Source organism: Streptomyces milbemycinicus (assembly GCF_002154605.1).
Classification (GTDB): domain Bacteria; phylum Actinomycetota; class Actinomycetes; order Streptomycetales; family Streptomycetaceae; genus Streptomyces; species Streptomyces milbemycinicus.
In genome coordinates, this window is record NZ_MUNE01000064.1 from 1 (window position 1) to 13,785 (window position 13,785).

A 13,785-nucleotide genomic window follows, 5' to 3' on the forward strand; every position below is an offset into this window, starting at 1 on the left:
TGTCGCTCTTCCGCGATCCGGAACACCGGATCGCGGAAGAGCGACATCGGCAGGATCGGCTCCGCCACCCGCGTCTCCCACCAGCAGAACACGATGAGCAGCGCGGTGCTCCCCGCGCCCAGCGCGAGGATCGGCGCGGAGGACCAGGCGTAGTGCGAGCCGCCCCACTCGGCCACCAGCAGCAGCCCAGTGGCGCCCGCCGTGACCAGCGCCGCGCCCGTCACATCCACGCGGTGGCCGGTGGCGCGGTGCGGCAGCCGCAGGGTGGCCAGGGTGATGGCGACGGAGACGGCGCCCAGCGGCAGATTGACGTAGAAGATCCAGCGCCAGGACAGATGCTCGGTCAGAAAGCCCCCGAGCAGCGGACCCGCGAGGATGCCGAGGGCCACCAGACCGCCGCCCATGCCCATGCCACCGCCGCCGGTGCCCTGCCGGGGCGGGTAGACGGTGGCGAGGATGATCAGCGTCAGGCTCATCAGCCCGCCGCCGCCCAGGCCCTGCAGGGCGCGGTAGGCGATCAACTCGCCCATGTGGGTGGCGGTTCCGCACAGCGCGGAGCCGAGGAGGAAGACGAGGACGGAGAAGAGGTAGACCCGCCGGGGGCCGAGCGTATCGCTGAGCTTCCCGTACAGCGGCTGGGACGCGGTCGCGGCCAGCGCGTAGGCGGTGATCAGCCAGGGGATGGCGCCGAGGCCGCCGGCCGGATCCAGGTCCTGGGCGATCGGCCAGGCGGCGGTGGCCACGATGTTCTCGTCGAGCAGCGAGAGCAGCATGGTCAGCAGGGCACCCAGCGAGAAGAGGTGGATCTGCCCTTCGGACATGGTGGGCCTGTCGGACCCGGTGCTCATGACGCGGCGGCCAGGGCCGGGGCTGGGGCCTGGGCCCGGTCGGTGGCCGTGGCGACGAGCTGTTCGAGGTCGGCGGCGACCTGTGCGGGCGAGGGCATGCTCCGTACCTCATCCGCCAGTTCGGCGGCGGCCCGGCGGTGTCCCTCGTCCGTGAGCAGGGCGGACACCGCGGCGCGCACCCGCTCCGGGTCGTCCTGCGCCGCCGCGGTGTCCAGGCTGATCCCGGCGCCCGAGGCGGCCAGTCCGTCGCCGACGGTGAACTGGTCCAGGAGCTGGGGCAGCACGAGCTGGGGCAGCCCGGCCGCGGTCGCCGTCAGCGCGCTGCCGCAGCCGCCGTGGTGGATGACCGCGTCACAGGTGTGGAGGAACAGATTCAGCGGGGTGGGGTCGACGATCCGTACGGCGGGGGGCACCGCGCCCACCTGGTCCCGGAAGCGGGGGTCGACGGTCACCACGGCCTCGACGTCCCCGTCCTGCGCCTCGGTCTCGAAAGCCTCCAGCACATGGCGCAGCAGCGGCAGCCCGTTCGTCACCAGGGTCTGCCGGCCCAGGGTGACGCAGACGCGGCGTCCGGCCCGTGGTTCGGTGACCCAAGTGGGCCTGGTGCCGACGCCGTTGAACGGCACGAACCGGATCGGTGTGCCGGGCGCGGCGTCCGGGTCCTGGAGCGAGGGCGGGCACGGGTCGAGGACGGCGTGCGGCTCGGGCAGGCCGTCCATGCCAAGACGGCGGCACAGCCCGTCCAGGAAGATGGCGGCGATCGGCCGGGCCGGGCCGGTCAGCGGGTCGACGCCCCAGCGGTGGTGTACGGCGGGCACGCCCAGGGCGCCGCCGATCATCAGCGAGGTGTAGTCGAACTGCTCCCCCACGACCAGGTCGGGCCGCCAGTCGCGGGCCACGTCCAGATAGCCGCGGACCATGTAACGGGCGTGGGCGGCATACACCTTGGCGGCGCCCGGCAGGACCTCCTTGTTGTTCCGGCCCAGGGCCTGCAGCGGCCGGATGCCCGGTGGCAGATACGGCAGCACCGAGTCGTTGCCGTAGTACGGGGCGCCGACGCTGACGCTGGTCAGCCCGGCCGAGTGGGCCGTCTTCTGGATGTCGGGCTGGCCCATCACCAGCACCTCGTGGCCCGCGGCCCGCAGCGCCCAGGCGAGCGGGATCATCGGGGCGAGATGGGACGGCGAGGGCGTGGTCGTCATCAGGACGCGCATGTGGGCTCCCCCTCGGAGGTGACCGCGTCGTCCGCGCGCTGCGCGGTGAGCACCCGCCACAGCGCGGCGGGGGTGGCGAAGGTCTCCCCGCTCAGCGTGGCGTCGGGGAAGTCCACGCCGTAGGCCTCCTCCAGGCGGACCAGGAGCTCGACGGTGGCCATGGAGTCGAGCCCGGCCGTCTTCAGATCGAGGGCGGGGTCGAGCGGCGCGTGGCGGGAGTGCTGGGGAAGGACACCGAGGACCAGGTCCTCGAAGCGCTGCTCCCAGGGGCCGGACCGGCCGGAACGATCCGAGTGCATGGCGATGACCTCTTCCTTTTCCACTTATCGAGGGGACGTGCCGAGCATCTGCCGCAGCCGCTGCTTGTCCGTCTTGCCGTTCGGGGTGAGCGGCAGCGCGGGGAGGACCCGGCAGTCGGCCGGGACCTTGGAGCCCTCCAGCCGTTCGCCGAGTGAGCCGAGTACGCGCTCCGGCGTCAGTTCGGTGACGGCGAAGAGCGTGAGGTCCGCGTCCGGGCCGGGCGGGAGTACGGCGGCGGCGGTGACCCCGTCGATGTCCAGCGCCGCCGCCTCGATCTCCAGCGCCCCGGTCAGTACGCCGCGCCGTTTGAACAGGTCGTCGCGGCGCCCGTGGAAGTAGAGATGGCCGTCCTCGTCGAGGTGGCCGAAGTCGCCCGTGTGCAGGGTGACCTCGCCGGTCAGCGGATCCGTACGGAACCGGGCCGCGGTGAGCTCCGGCGCCCGCCAGTAGCCCCGCATGACATGCGGGCCGCGGACCGCGATCTGCCCGGTGCGCCCGGCGGGCAGCGGCTGCCCCGCGTCGTCCAGGACGGCCACGTCGGTGCCCGGCAGGGCGGTGCCGACGGAGCCCGGTTTGGCGAGGTCGCCGTCGGGTTCGAGCACGGTGATCCGTTTGCACTCGGTGATGCCGAACATCGGCGCCACTGCCGCGCCCGGGAACGCCCGCCGCAGCCCCGCGATGAGCGGGGAGGTGAGCGCCGCGCCGGTGTTGGTGAACAGCCGGACGGGCGGGGCGGCGGCGGAGCGCTCCCGGCCGGCCAGCCGGAGCAGTATCTCGGCGAGCGAGGGCACCACCGGGACGACGGTGACGCCGTGTTCGCGCACCGTGGCCAGCAGCCCGATGTGGTGGTCCGGCTCGGTCAGGACGGCCTCGGCGCCCGCGAGGGCGGCCAGGAAGATCTGGTAGAGGCCGTAGTCGAAGGTGAGCGGGAGGGCGGTGAGGACGACGTCGTCCGCGCGGTAGCGGAGCCGGGAGGCGATGGCGCGGGCCGCGAAGCAGATGGCGGTGTGCGGGCACATCACGGCCTTGGGCGCGGCGGTGGAGCCGGAGGTGTAGATGAGCAGCGCCAGGTCGTCGGGGGACACCGGCGCCCCCTCGCGGCCGGTGGCGGTGTCCGGCGGCGGCCGCAGCGCTTCCATGCCTCGCCACACCGCGTCCAGTTCATGGACGGGGCGGCCGGTCACCTCCCGCAGCCCGGGCAGCGTCGCGGGGTCGTCGGCGCGGGCGATGACGAGCGCGGGGTCGCAGTCGCCCGCCACCGTGGTCAGATGGAACGGCCGCATCGCCGGGTTGACCGGGACGAACACGGCCCCGTGGCGCACCGTGCCGAACAGCATGGCGGCGAACTCCCGCCGGCTGCCGACCCGGACCAGCACCCGCTCGCCGCGCCGTACGCCCCGCTCGTCCAGCCAGGCCGCGAACGCCCCCGCATGTCCGGCGAGTTGGCGGTATGTCCACGCGCCCGTACGGTCCCGGACCGCCCAGGCGTTCGGCCAGGTCGCCGCGGCGGTCTCCAGCAGGGCGTGGACGGTGCCGGAGGCGGCCCGGGGCGGGCTCGGGGCGGCGGTCATGTCCACTGCGGGACCTCGGTGATCTCCAGCAGGGCGGTGGTGCAGGTGAACCCGGAACCGCCGCCGAACAGCAGCACCCGATCACCGGTCCTGACCGCCTCCGTCTCCACCAGATGGGCCAGGCCGGCGGCCAGGTCCCCGCCGCCGATATGGCCCGTGGTGCGCCCGTACTCCCAGGTGGTCTGGTGCTCCTCCACGCCGAGCAGATGGTGCAACTGGTACTCGCCCTTGCGCCGTCCGGTCGCCGGGATGACCACCTTGGCCAGGGCGGAGGAGGGCAGACGGGCGGCGGCCAGCGCCTTGACCTTCGCCTGGAGCATCACCCGGGCGTGCCGCAGCGCGGCCTCGTCCTCGTCGTGTTCGGCCTTGTACTGGCGGGACCGGCGGGTCAGGTCGAGCGGGGCGTGGGCGGCCGGGGACACCGGGTGGAACGGCTCGTCGCCGCGCGCCATCGGCTCCAGCGAGTTGTCGGCGACGGTCGCCGTGGACAGCAGCCGGGCGAATCCGCCCCGGCGGGAGAGGACCATGGCGGTGGCGCCGTCCCCGTACACATGGTCCTCGTGCAGGGACCACCGGTTGACCCCGCCGTCCCAGCGGTCCGCGGTGGTGAGCATCACCGCGGAGCCACGCGCCCCGGCGGCCAGGTGGGTCGCGGCCAGCTCGATGCCACCGACCCCGATGTTGCAGCGCTGCTGCACATCCAGCGCGGGGACGGTGCGCCCCACCGTGCGCTGGGCGATGTACGAGCCGACCGGCCAGACGTCCAGGCCCTGGAACCACAGGCTGCCGTGGAGCAGCAGCCCGAACTCCTTCGGGGCGATACCGGAGCGCTTGAGCGCCGTCTCGGCGGCGTGCACGGCCATGTCCGGCGGGGCGATCCCGTCGGGGGCGACGAGCACCGACCGGTAGCCGAAGACCTCGCACCGCTCCGGGGTCAGCTCCCCGGACCGTACGGCGGCCTCGACGGCCACCGGCTCCGGAAGCCAGGTGCCGACCGCGGCGATGTGGATGTTCTCCCAGCGCATGGACTCTCTCTCCTCCGACGCCCGACGCCGCACTCGATGTGCTGGACGCGGGAGATGGTCGGCAATGCGGCTCAAGCCGGACTGGAGGTCCGGTACATGGCGGACCCGCGGCAGGGGTTCACCGGTCTTCGAGGGGTCCTCGACCGGGCGCTCACATGCTCGCGCTGTCCGCTAAGGAGGACTTACATGAAGGCTCTCGTGCTGTCCGGCGGGTCGGGGACCCGCCTGCGCCCGTTCAGCTATTCAATGCCCAAGCAGCTCATCCCCATCGCCAACAAGCCGGTTCTCGAACACGTCCTGACGGCGATCCGCGACCTCGGCGTCACCGACGTCGGCATCGTCGTCGGCAATCAGCTCCGGGCGATCTCGGGGGCGCTGGGCGACGGCTCGGACCTCGGCGTGCGGATCACCTACATCCCGCAGGACGAGCCGCTGGGTCTTGCCCATTGTGTCGCCATCGCCCGCGACTTCCTGGGCGACGACGACTTCGTGATGTACCTCGGCGACAACATGCTCCCGGACGGGGTGGCGGACATCGCGGCCGAGTTCCGCGCCAGGCGGCCGGCGGCGCAGGTGGTGGTGCACAAGGTCCCCGATCCGCAGGCGTTCGGGGTGGCCGAAGTGGCGGTGGACGGCTCGGTGCTGCGGCTGGTCGAGAAGCCCGCCCGGCCGCGGTCGGATCTGGCCCTGGTCGGCGTGTATTTCTTCACCCCCGCCGTCCACGAGGCCGTCGCCGCGATCGCGCCGAGCGCCCGTGGCGAGCTGGAGATCACCGACGCCATCCAGTGGCTGGTGGCCCGGGGCGAGACGGTACGGGCGAGCGAGTACTCGGGCTACTGGAAGGACACCGGCCAGGTCGAGGACGTCCTGGACTGCAACCGTGAGCTGCTGCGCACCCTCACCCGCTCGGTGGCCGCGGACGTGGACGAGGCCAGCGAGATCACCGGCCCGGTCGTGGTCGAGTCCGGCGCCCGGGTGGTGCGCTCCCGGATCGAGGGACCGGCGATCATCGGCGCGGGCACGCTGGTGGAGGACAGCCATGTGGGGCCGTACACCTCGGTCGGCAGCGACTGTGTGCTGCGGGACACCCGGCTGGACGACTCGATCGTGCTGGACGGCGCCTCGCTCGTGCGGGTGCGCGGACTGTACGGCTCGGTCATCGGCCGCTCGGCGGCCATCGCCACCGTCCCGGCCCCGGAAACGGCCCCGGACACGGACCCCGAAACGGCCGAGAGCACCCCCGCCGACACCGCCACGAGCCGCCACCGGCTCGTCGTCGGCGACCACACCCGTATCGAGGTGGCCGCGTGAGGATCCTGGTCACCGGCGGCGCCGGCTTCATCGGCTCCACCTACGTCCGCACCCTGCTCGCCGACGGCTACCCCGGCTGCGCGGGCGCCCGGGTCACCGTCCTGGACAAGCTGACCTACGCCGGACACCGGGACAGCCTCCCGGCCACCGATCCGCGCCTGACCTTCGTACGCGGCGACATCTGCGACGCCGCGCTGCTGCACGAGGTGCTGCCGGGCCACGACGCGGTGGTGCACTTCGCCGCCGAGTCGCATGTGGACCGCTCCCTGGAGGCCGCGGCCGACTTCGTGACCACCAACGCCTGCGGCACCCAGATCCTGCTCGACGCCTGTCTGCGCGCCCGTGTCCCCCGGGTGGTGCATGTGTCCACCGACGAGGTCTACGGCTCCATCGAGCACGGCTCGTGGACCGAGGAGTGGCCGCTCGCGCCCAACACCCCGTACGCGGCGTCCAAGGCGGCCTCCGACCTGATCGCCCGCGCCTGCTGGCGCACCCACGGCCTCGATGTGTCGATCACCAGGTGTTCCAACAACTACGGCCCGTACCAGCACCCCGAAAAGCTCATACCGCTGTTCGTCACCAACCTCCTGGAGGGCAAGGAGGTCCCGCTCTACGGCGACGGCTCCAACATGCGCGAGTGGCTGCACGTCGAGGACCACTGCCGCGCCATCCACCTGGTGCTCAACCGAGGCCGGGCGGGCGAGATCTACAACGTGGGCGGGGGCAACGAGTACACCAACGCCGCCCTGACCCGGCGGCTGCTGGAGCTGTGCGGCGCCGATGAGCGCATGGTGCGCCATGTCCCGGACCGCAAGGGGCACGACCTGCGCTACTCCCTGGACGAGACGAAGATCCGTGAGGAGCTGGGCTATGCGCCGCGGGTGCCGTTCGACACCGGCCTGGCCGCCACCGTCGCCTGGTACCGCGACAACCCGGGCTGGTGGAAGCAGGTGACGCGCGGATGAGTCCGACGCGGCAGCACCTCCCGGGGGACGCCCCGGGGCTGCGGGAAGGCCCGCAGCCGCAGGAAGCGCGGCGGGAACCCCTGCGGGACCAAGGCGACACCCAGGTGCTCGTGGTCGGCGCCGGGCCCGTGGGGCTCACCATGGCGCATGAACTGGCCCGGCACGGCGTGCGGGTACGCCTGGTCGACAGCGCCCCGGGCCCGGCCACCACCAGCCGCGCCCTGGCCACCCATGCGCGCACCCTGGAGACCTACGACCAGATGGGCGTGGCCGACGAACTGGTCTCCCGCGGACAGCGGGTGGAGCACTTCACCCTGCACCAGAACGGCCGCCGCCTCATCCGCCTGGACACCGACTACAGCCGGCTGCCCACCCGTTTCCCCTTCACCCTCATGGTCGACCAGGTGATCACCGAGGAGGTGCTGCGCAGGGCCGCGGCCCGGCACGGGGTCGAGGTGGAGTGGGGTGTGCGGCTGACCGGGTTCGAGGATCTGGGCACCGCCGTACGCGCCCGGCTGTGCCACCCGGACGGCCGCGTCGCGGAGGCGCGCACCGGGTGGCTGGTGGGCTGCGACGGCGGGCACAGCACGGTACGGAAGAAACTCGGGCTGCCGCTGCTCGGCGACTCCAGCGAGACCTGGCTGATCGCGGACGCGGAGGTGGACTGCGATCTGCCGCGCGACAGCATCCACTGGATGCGCACCCCGGCCGGGACCGTGATGATGGTGCCGTTCCCGGAGCCCGGCAAGTGGCGGCTGCTGGACACCACGGACGTGGAGTACGACGGCGGCGAGGCGCAGGACGCGGCGGTGGCGCGGCGGTTCGCCGCCAAGATCCGGGCGGGCACCGGCCGCCCGGCGCGGGTGGCCACCCCCACCTGGGTGTCGGTGTTCTCCATCCAGCAGCGCATGGTGCCGCGGATGGGCGCGGGGCGGGTGTTCGTCGCGGGCGACGCGGCCCATGTGCACAGCCCCGCCTCCGGGCAGGGCATGAACACCGGTGTCCAGGACGCGGTCAACCTTGCCTGGAAGCTCGCCGCCGTCATCCGCGGCGAGGCGGGCCCGCGGCTGCTGGAGTCCTACGGCGCGGAGCGGGTGCCGGTCGGTGAACGGCTGCTGCACTCCACGCGGTTCGCCACCGCCCTGGTGCAGCTGAAGAGCCGTACCGCCGCGTCGCTGCTGCGCACCGCGTTCGGCGTGGTCCGCGCGCTGCCGCCGCTCAAGGCCCGGATCCAGCGCCGGATCATGGGCGGCATGACCGCGCTCGACCTGGTGTACCGGTCCGGGCCCGCGGTCCTGGGGGAGACGGCGGGCACCCGCGTGGCCACGGTCGGGCCGCGGCGGGCGGAGCGGAGCCCCGGTTGGCGGGAGCTGATCGCCGAACTGGGCAGGCCCGGCTGGACGCTGCTCGCCTTCGCCACCCCGGACCAGTACCCGTCGCTGTGCGCGCTCGCCGAGGCGTACGGGGGCTATCTGAGCGTCCGTACGGTCGTGACGGCCGTGCCGGTCATGCCTGAGGGCGCTGTGGAGGGCGCGCCGGGCCCGTTGGCCGACCCGGGCGCGCGGCTGCGGGCCGATCTGCGCGCGGCGCCCGGCGGCTGGCTGCTGATCCGGCCGGACGGCTATGCGGCGGCCCGCGGCACGGCCTCGGACCGCCCGCGCGACGCGCTCGGGGCGCTGGGGCTGCGGCCGGTGCTGCATCTGGTGGCACCGCCGGCCGGGCAGCGGCCCGAGGCGCGGGGAGGCGAGCGCTGATGCGTGTTCTCTTCGTGGTGTCCAACTGGCCCGGCCACTGGTTCTCCATGGTGCCGCTGGGCTGGGCGCTCCAGGCGGCCGGACACGAGGTACGGGTGGTGTGCGCGCCCAGCCAGGCGGAGCCCGTCGGGCGGGCCGGGCTGACCCCGCTCGCCGTACTCGACGCGCCGGACCTGGCGTTCATGGCCCGGCTGCTCAACTACTCCGCCGCACAGGGCGGGCGCTGGCCCTACCGTGAGCTTCCGCCGCACCCGGTCACCGGCCACCCGGTCGCCTCACTGGAGGAGTTCGAACCGGGCGCCTGGCTGCGCGACCACCATGAGCAGCTGATCGACATGGCACACCGCTCCACCGACGCGGCGGTGGCCTTCGGCCGCTGGTGGCGGCCCCATCTCGTGGTGCACGACCTGCTGAGCCTGGAGGGACCGCTGGTCGGACGGGTGCTCGGGGTGCCCGCGCTGCTCCATCTGTGGGGCCCGGTGGGGCCGGACGACCGGGTGCGCGGGGTGCCCCTGGTGCCGTTGGACACCAGCCGCGCCTTCCAGCGTTACGAGGTCGGGGCGCTGCGGCGGGAGACCTACGAGTACGCGATCGACCCCTGCCCGGCCGGTGCCGCCCCGCCGCTGACCGCCCACCGCATCCCCGTACGCCATGTGCCCTACAACGGGCCCGGGGCCATGCCGCCATGGCTGCAGGCGCTGCCCGAGTCGGGCGCGTCGTTCGGGCGGCCCCGGGTCTGCGTGGTGTGGGGCACCTCGGTGAGCGTCACCTTCGGGCCCGGCTCCTTCGCCGTGCCGAAGGTGGTGAAGGCGCTGGCCGAGCTGGACGTCGAGGTGCTGCTCACCGTCACCGGCGCCGACCGGGAGCGGATCGGCACCCTGCCGCCCGGGGTGCGGCTGCTGGAGCACACCCCGCTCCATCTGCTGCTGCCCTCCTGCGATCTGGTGGTCCACCACGCCGGCGGGGGCTGCGCCATGACCGGGTTGGCCGCCGGTGTGCCGCATCTGATGCTGCCGTGCGGCCTCGACCAGGAGACGATCGCCACCCGGATCGTGGAGGCCGGCGCGGGGATCGCCCTGCCCAATGCCATCGCGGACGTCCCGGCCATCCGCGCGGCCGCCCGGGCCCTGCTGGGCGACCCGTCCTACCGGGCCACGGCGCTCCGGCTCCAGGAGGAGATGGCGGCGGGCCCCCACCCCTCGGCGCTGGTGTCCCGGCTGGAAGACCTGGCCGCGGACGCGCTGCTGGTACGCGGCTGACCGCACGCGTACCCGCATCCCACCCCCCACCTACCGCACGCCCCTCACCCACCGCACCGACTCTCGACTTCAGGACGTGGCATGGAGATTGTGGGAAACGGGTTCCTCGCCCGGAGCCTTGAGCCGATCGCCCATAAGCACCCGGACACGGTGGTCTTCGCGGCCGGGGTGTCCTGGGCGAGCGGCACCTCGGACGCGGACTTCGCGCGGGAGGCGGCGCTGCTGCGGGAGGTGGCGCACGGCTGCCGGGCCACCGGGCGGCGGTTGCTGTTCTTCTCCACCGCCGCCACCGGGATGTACGGCGCGGTGGACGGCCCCGGGCGGGAGGACAGCTCGATCGCCCCCTGCACCCCGTACGGAGCGCACAAGCTGGGCCTGGAGCGGCAGTTGCACGCCTCCGGGGCCGACTGGCTGGTGCTGCGCCTCGGCCATCTGGTCGGCCCCGGGCAGCCGCCGCATCAGCTGCTGCCCGCGCTGGTGCGGCAGATGCGGGAGGGCCGGGTCCGTATCCACAAGGGGGCGGCGCGGGATCTGATCGACGTGGTGGACGTGGTCCGCGTCATCGACCTGCTGCTGGCCCAGGGTCTGCGGGGCGAGACGGTCAATGTGGCCTCCGGGGAGGCGGTTCCGGTGGAGCGGATCGTCGACCACCTGGAGGGACGGCTGGGCCTGGTGGCCGACCGGGAGTACCGGGAGGCCGGGGCCCAGCACGTCATCTGCACCGAGAAGTTGCGGGCCCTGGTCCCCCAGACGGCCCGCATGGGCTTCGGTCCCGGCTACTACCGGCGGGTCCTCGACGCCTTCGCGAGGACGTGCGCGGTGGGCTCGGCGGCGTCGGCGGAGCGCAGCTGCCGTTCGTAGTGGATGCGGCAGGTGTCGTAGGTGGCCAGCAGTCCCTGGTTGGCGGCCTCGGCCAGGGACGGGGCGCGGGCGTCCTTCTCCGAGATCAGGGGTTCGTCGGTGAGCCCGAGGTGCCACGGCAGCCCGAGCGCGGGGTCGAGCGGGTGGAGGTCGATCTGGGTGCCGGGGACGTACTGCGTGGAGCACAGATAGCTGATGCAGGTGTCGTCGGTGAGCGCCACGAAGCCGTGGCCCAAGCCCTCGGCGACGTACACCGCGGTGCCCTGGTCGGCGTCGAGCATGTTGGTGTCGTACGCGCCGAAGGTGGGCGAGCCAAGACGCAGGTCCACCACGACGTCGAGCAGCGCCCCGCGCACACACGTCACGAACTTGGCCTGGCCGGGCGGCAGCCGCACACCGTGCACACCGCGCAGCGTATTGCGGGCCGACACCGAGTAGTTGACCTGCAAGGGGACGAACACATGGCCGGTCTGCCGGGCCAGCTGCCCGTACGCGTACGACTCGAAGAAGCTGCCCCGCGCATCGGTGTGGTGGCGCGGCACGATGCGGTAGGCGTCCGGTACGGCGGTCTCATGGATCTCCATGGTCGCCCGACGGTAGGCGGTGCGGGTCGAGGAGGACTCGAGTCCCGGCGAGGACGATGGCGGCGCTGTCAGATGATGTCGACTGCCGTGAGGAGACGCCGATGGTGTCGCAGGCTGCCGGGGTGTCGGTCGTCGTACTCGGGGGCACCGGCTCGCTCGGGCGCCACATCAGCGAGGTGTTCGAGGCGGAGGGCGCGCGGGTGCTCACCGTCTCCCGCGCCGCGGCCGGCCGGCTCTCCGACGGGCGCCACATCTGCCTGGATCTGACCGGCACCTCGCCCGCGCGCCTCGCCGGTGTGCTGGCCGGGGCGGGGGCGGACATCGTCGTCAACGCCGCGGGCCTGGCCTGGGGCGGCGGCGAGGAGGAACTGGGCGCGGCCAACGCCGGGCTGGTGCGCGGGCTGGTGGAGGCGGTCTCCGGGCTGGCGCACCGGCCCCGGGTGATCCAGCTGGGCACGGTCCACGAGTACGGCCCGGTGGCGCCGGGCATGGCGATCACCGAGGGGCTGCCCCCCGCGCCGGTGTCCGTGTACGGGCGTACGAAGCTGCTCGGAGCGGAGGCGATGCTGCGCGCGGCGCGCAGTGGCGCGGTGGACGGGACGGTGCTGCGGATCGCCAACGTCTACGGCCCCGGCGCGCCCCGCACCAGTCTGCTGGGCACGGTCGCCCACCACCTGGCCGAGACGGCGCGCGGCCGGTCGGCGGAGGGCGCGCTGCGGCTGGCCCCGCTGACCGCGCGGCGGGACTTCGTGGACATCAGGGACGTCGGGCAGGCCGTACTGGCCGCGGCGGTCGCGCCGAGGGTGGCGCGGACCGGTGCGTGGATTGTGAACGTCGGCTCGGGGCGGGCGAGTCCGGTGCGTGCGCTGGTCGACCGGATGATCGAGCTCAGCGGGGCCGAGGCGCCGGTGGTGGAGCGGGCGGGCAGCAGCCCCGAGAGCCCTGGCAGCCGCGGCGGCCTGGGCGGCCCGGGAGGCCCGGGGCCGGCCGGGAGCGGCGCCGACTGGCAGCTGCTTGACATCTCCGCGGCGCGCCGGCTGCTGGGCTGGCGGCCGAGGTACCGCGCCGACCGCTCGCTGCGGGACCAGCTGACCGCCGCGGGGCTGCCGCCCGACCGGGTGTCGAGAGCGGTTCGAGCCGGGGGCGGAAGTGTCCGGTCCGTACGGAACGGATGACGGCACAGCGGTGGCTGGTCCCCTAGCGGTGAGCGGTTACGGACAGGCAGGAAGGACATGGCGATGAGCGACCACAGGGCGCTTGTTCTCGATGAGGTCCGCAAGTACCACCAGGAGCGGGAGCAGCGGGAGCCCCGCCGGGCGTTCGTCCCCGGAGTCACCGAGATCTGGCCGTCCGGCGCGGTGCTCGACGAGGACGACCGGGTGTCGCTGGTGGAGGCGGCCCTGGAGATGCGGATCGCCGCGGGGCGCAGCTCGCGCAAGTTCGAGTCCGCGTTCGCCCGCAAACTGGGGCTGCGCAAGGCGCATCTGACGAACTCGGGCTCCTCCGCGAATCTGCTGGCCGTCGCCGCGCTGACCTCACCGCAGCTGGAGGACCGGCGGCTGCGGCCGGGCGACGAGGTGATCACCGTCGCGGCGGGGTTCCCCACCACCGTCAATCCGATCCTGCAGAACGGCCTGGTGCCGGTCTTCGTCGATGTCGACCTCGGCACGTACAACACCACCGCCGAGCGGGTCGCCGCCGCCATCGGCCCGCGCACCCGCGCCATCGCCGTCGCCCATGCGCTGGGCAATCCGTTCCCCGCGACCGAGCTGGCCGAACTCGCCGAGCAGCATGAGCTGTTCCTCATCGAGGACAACTGCGATGCGGTGGGCTCCCGCTACGACGGCCGGCTCACCGGCACCTTCGGCGATCTGACCACCGTGAGCTTCTATCCCGCGCACCACATCACGATGGGGGAGGGCGGCTGTGTGCTGACCTCGAACCTGGCGCTGGCGCGGATCGTGGAGTCGCTGCGGGACTGGGGCCGGGACTGCTGGTGCGAGCCGGGCGAGTCCAACAAGTGTCTCAAGCGCTTCGACTACCAGATGGGGACGCTGCCCGCGGGCTACGACCACAAGTACATCTTCTCCCAC

The 13,785-nt window shown here is 73.3% G+C and carries 13 protein-coding genes; 7 read left to right on the forward strand and 6 right to left on the reverse strand.

What is annotated here, in order from left to right; genetic code table 11:
- From CCN51_RS05905 to CCN51_RS05925, 5 genes are all read right to left on the reverse strand, one after another.
- A partial coding sequence (locus tag CCN51_RS05905; RefSeq protein WP_143675732.1) for an MFS transporter occupies positions 1–848 on the reverse strand: 848 nt, incomplete at its 3' end.
- A complete protein-coding gene (locus CCN51_RS05910; RefSeq protein WP_014179430.1) occupies positions 845–2,062 on the reverse strand; it encodes a nucleotide disphospho-sugar-binding domain-containing protein in 1,218 nt (405 codons plus the stop codon). The genes CCN51_RS05910 and CCN51_RS05905, both read right to left, overlap by 4 nt.
- On the reverse strand, positions 2,050–2,361 hold the full coding sequence (locus CCN51_RS05915) for a phosphopantetheine-binding protein (protein WP_055414013.1): 312 nt from the start codon (positions 2,359–2,361) through the stop codon (positions 2,050–2,052). The genes CCN51_RS05910 and CCN51_RS05915 overlap by 13 nt, the downstream gene beginning before the upstream one ends.
- A 24-nt stretch (positions 2,362–2,385) precedes the next feature.
- The gene (locus CCN51_RS05920; protein WP_043491485.1) at positions 2,386–3,933 is read right to left on the reverse strand and encodes a class I adenylate-forming enzyme family protein; all 1,548 of its coding nucleotides are present in this window, start codon (positions 3,931–3,933) and stop codon (positions 2,386–2,388) included.
- Positions 3,930–4,958 carry a ketoacyl-ACP synthase III family protein gene (locus CCN51_RS05925; protein ID WP_014179433.1) on the reverse strand — a complete coding sequence of 343 codons (1,029 nt, stop codon included), beginning with the start codon at positions 4,956–4,958 and terminating at the stop codon, positions 3,930–3,932. The genes CCN51_RS05920 and CCN51_RS05925 overlap by 4 nt, the downstream gene beginning before the upstream one ends.
- A 186-nt stretch (positions 4,959–5,144) precedes the next feature.
- Here CCN51_RS05925 and CCN51_RS05930 point away from each other — a divergent pair, with 186 nt between their 5' ends.
- The 5 genes from CCN51_RS05930 to CCN51_RS05950 all read left to right on the forward strand — a co-directional run bounded on the left by CCN51_RS05930 (position 5,145) and on the right by CCN51_RS05950 (position 11,108).
- A complete protein-coding gene (locus CCN51_RS05930) occupies positions 5,145–6,269 on the forward strand; it encodes a glucose-1-phosphate thymidylyltransferase (protein ID WP_014179434.1) in 1,125 nt (374 codons plus the stop codon).
- Positions 6,266–7,234 carry a dTDP-glucose 4,6-dehydratase gene (gene rfbB, locus CCN51_RS05935; RefSeq protein WP_014179435.1) on the forward strand — a complete coding sequence of 323 codons (969 nt, stop codon included), beginning with the start codon at positions 6,266–6,268 and terminating at the stop codon, positions 7,232–7,234. Before CCN51_RS05930 ends, rfbB begins: the two co-directional genes overlap by 4 nt.
- Positions 7,231–8,988 (forward strand): FAD-dependent oxidoreductase, encoded by a 1,758-nt coding sequence (locus tag CCN51_RS05940; RefSeq protein ID WP_014179436.1) that lies wholly within the window; start codon positions 7,231–7,233, stop codon positions 8,986–8,988. Before rfbB ends, CCN51_RS05940 begins: the two co-directional genes overlap by 4 nt.
- Positions 8,988–10,247 carry a nucleotide disphospho-sugar-binding domain-containing protein gene (locus CCN51_RS59155; protein WP_014179437.1) on the forward strand — a complete coding sequence of 420 codons (1,260 nt, stop codon included), beginning with the start codon at positions 8,988–8,990 and terminating at the stop codon, positions 10,245–10,247. The genes CCN51_RS05940 and CCN51_RS59155 overlap by 1 nt, the downstream gene beginning before the upstream one ends.
- A gap of 81 nt (positions 10,248–10,328) precedes the next feature.
- Positions 10,329–11,108, forward strand: a complete 780-nt coding sequence (locus tag CCN51_RS05950; RefSeq protein WP_014179438.1) for an NAD-dependent epimerase/dehydratase family protein — start codon at positions 10,329–10,331, stop codon at positions 11,106–11,108.
- On the opposite strand, the gene CCN51_RS05955 is transcribed toward CCN51_RS05950, so the two are convergent.
- A complete protein-coding gene (locus tag CCN51_RS05955) occupies positions 11,027–11,692 on the reverse strand; it encodes a dTDP-4-dehydrorhamnose 3,5-epimerase family protein (protein WP_014179439.1) in 666 nt (221 codons plus the stop codon). The two genes, CCN51_RS05950 and CCN51_RS05955, sit on opposite strands and share 82 nt — an antisense overlap.
- A gap of 101 nt (positions 11,693–11,793) precedes the next feature.
- Between CCN51_RS05955 and CCN51_RS05960 the strand changes: the two genes are divergently transcribed.
- Both CCN51_RS05960 and rfbH read left to right on the forward strand, forming a co-directional pair.
- Positions 11,794–12,867, forward strand: a complete 1,074-nt coding sequence (locus tag CCN51_RS05960; RefSeq protein ID WP_014179440.1) for an NAD-dependent epimerase/dehydratase family protein — start codon at positions 11,794–11,796, stop codon at positions 12,865–12,867.
- 63 nt (positions 12,868–12,930) lie between these two features.
- Positions 12,931–13,785: lipopolysaccharide biosynthesis protein RfbH (gene rfbH, locus CCN51_RS05965; RefSeq protein ID WP_086859327.1), on the forward strand; the 855-nt coding region annotated here is incomplete at its 3' end.

Excerpts from the sequence above, each read along its gene's own strand:
- CCN51_RS05920 (WP_043491485.1), bottom strand. The coding sequence starts at position 3,933 with ATGACCGCCGCCCCGAGCCCGCCCCGGGCCGCCTCCGGCACCGTCCAC.
- CCN51_RS59155 (WP_014179437.1), top strand. The coding sequence starts at position 8,988 with ATGCGTGTTCTCTTCGTGGTGTCCAACTGGCCCGGCCACTGGTTCTCC.
- CCN51_RS05930 (WP_014179434.1), top strand. The coding sequence starts at position 5,145 with ATGAAGGCTCTCGTGCTGTCCGGCGGGTCGGGGACCCGCCTGCGCCCG.
- CCN51_RS05960 (WP_014179440.1), top strand. The coding sequence starts at position 11,794 with ATGGTGTCGCAGGCTGCCGGGGTGTCGGTCGTCGTACTCGGGGGCACC.
- CCN51_RS05915 (WP_055414013.1), bottom strand. The coding sequence starts at position 2,361 with ATGCACTCGGATCGTTCCGGCCGGTCCGGCCCCTGGGAGCAGCGCTTC.
- CCN51_RS05925 (WP_014179433.1), bottom strand. The coding sequence starts at position 4,958 with ATGCGCTGGGAGAACATCCACATCGCCGCGGTCGGCACCTGGCTTCCG.
- CCN51_RS05910 (WP_014179430.1), bottom strand. The coding sequence starts at position 2,062 with ATGCGCGTCCTGATGACGACCACGCCCTCGCCGTCCCATCTCGCCCCG.
- CCN51_RS05955 (WP_014179439.1), bottom strand. The coding sequence starts at position 11,692 with ATGGAGATCCATGAGACCGCCGTACCGGACGCCTACCGCATCGTGCCG.
- CCN51_RS05940 (WP_014179436.1), top strand. The coding sequence starts at position 7,231 with ATGAGTCCGACGCGGCAGCACCTCCCGGGGGACGCCCCGGGGCTGCGG.
- CCN51_RS05950 (WP_014179438.1), top strand. The coding sequence starts at position 10,329 with ATGGAGATTGTGGGAAACGGGTTCCTCGCCCGGAGCCTTGAGCCGATC.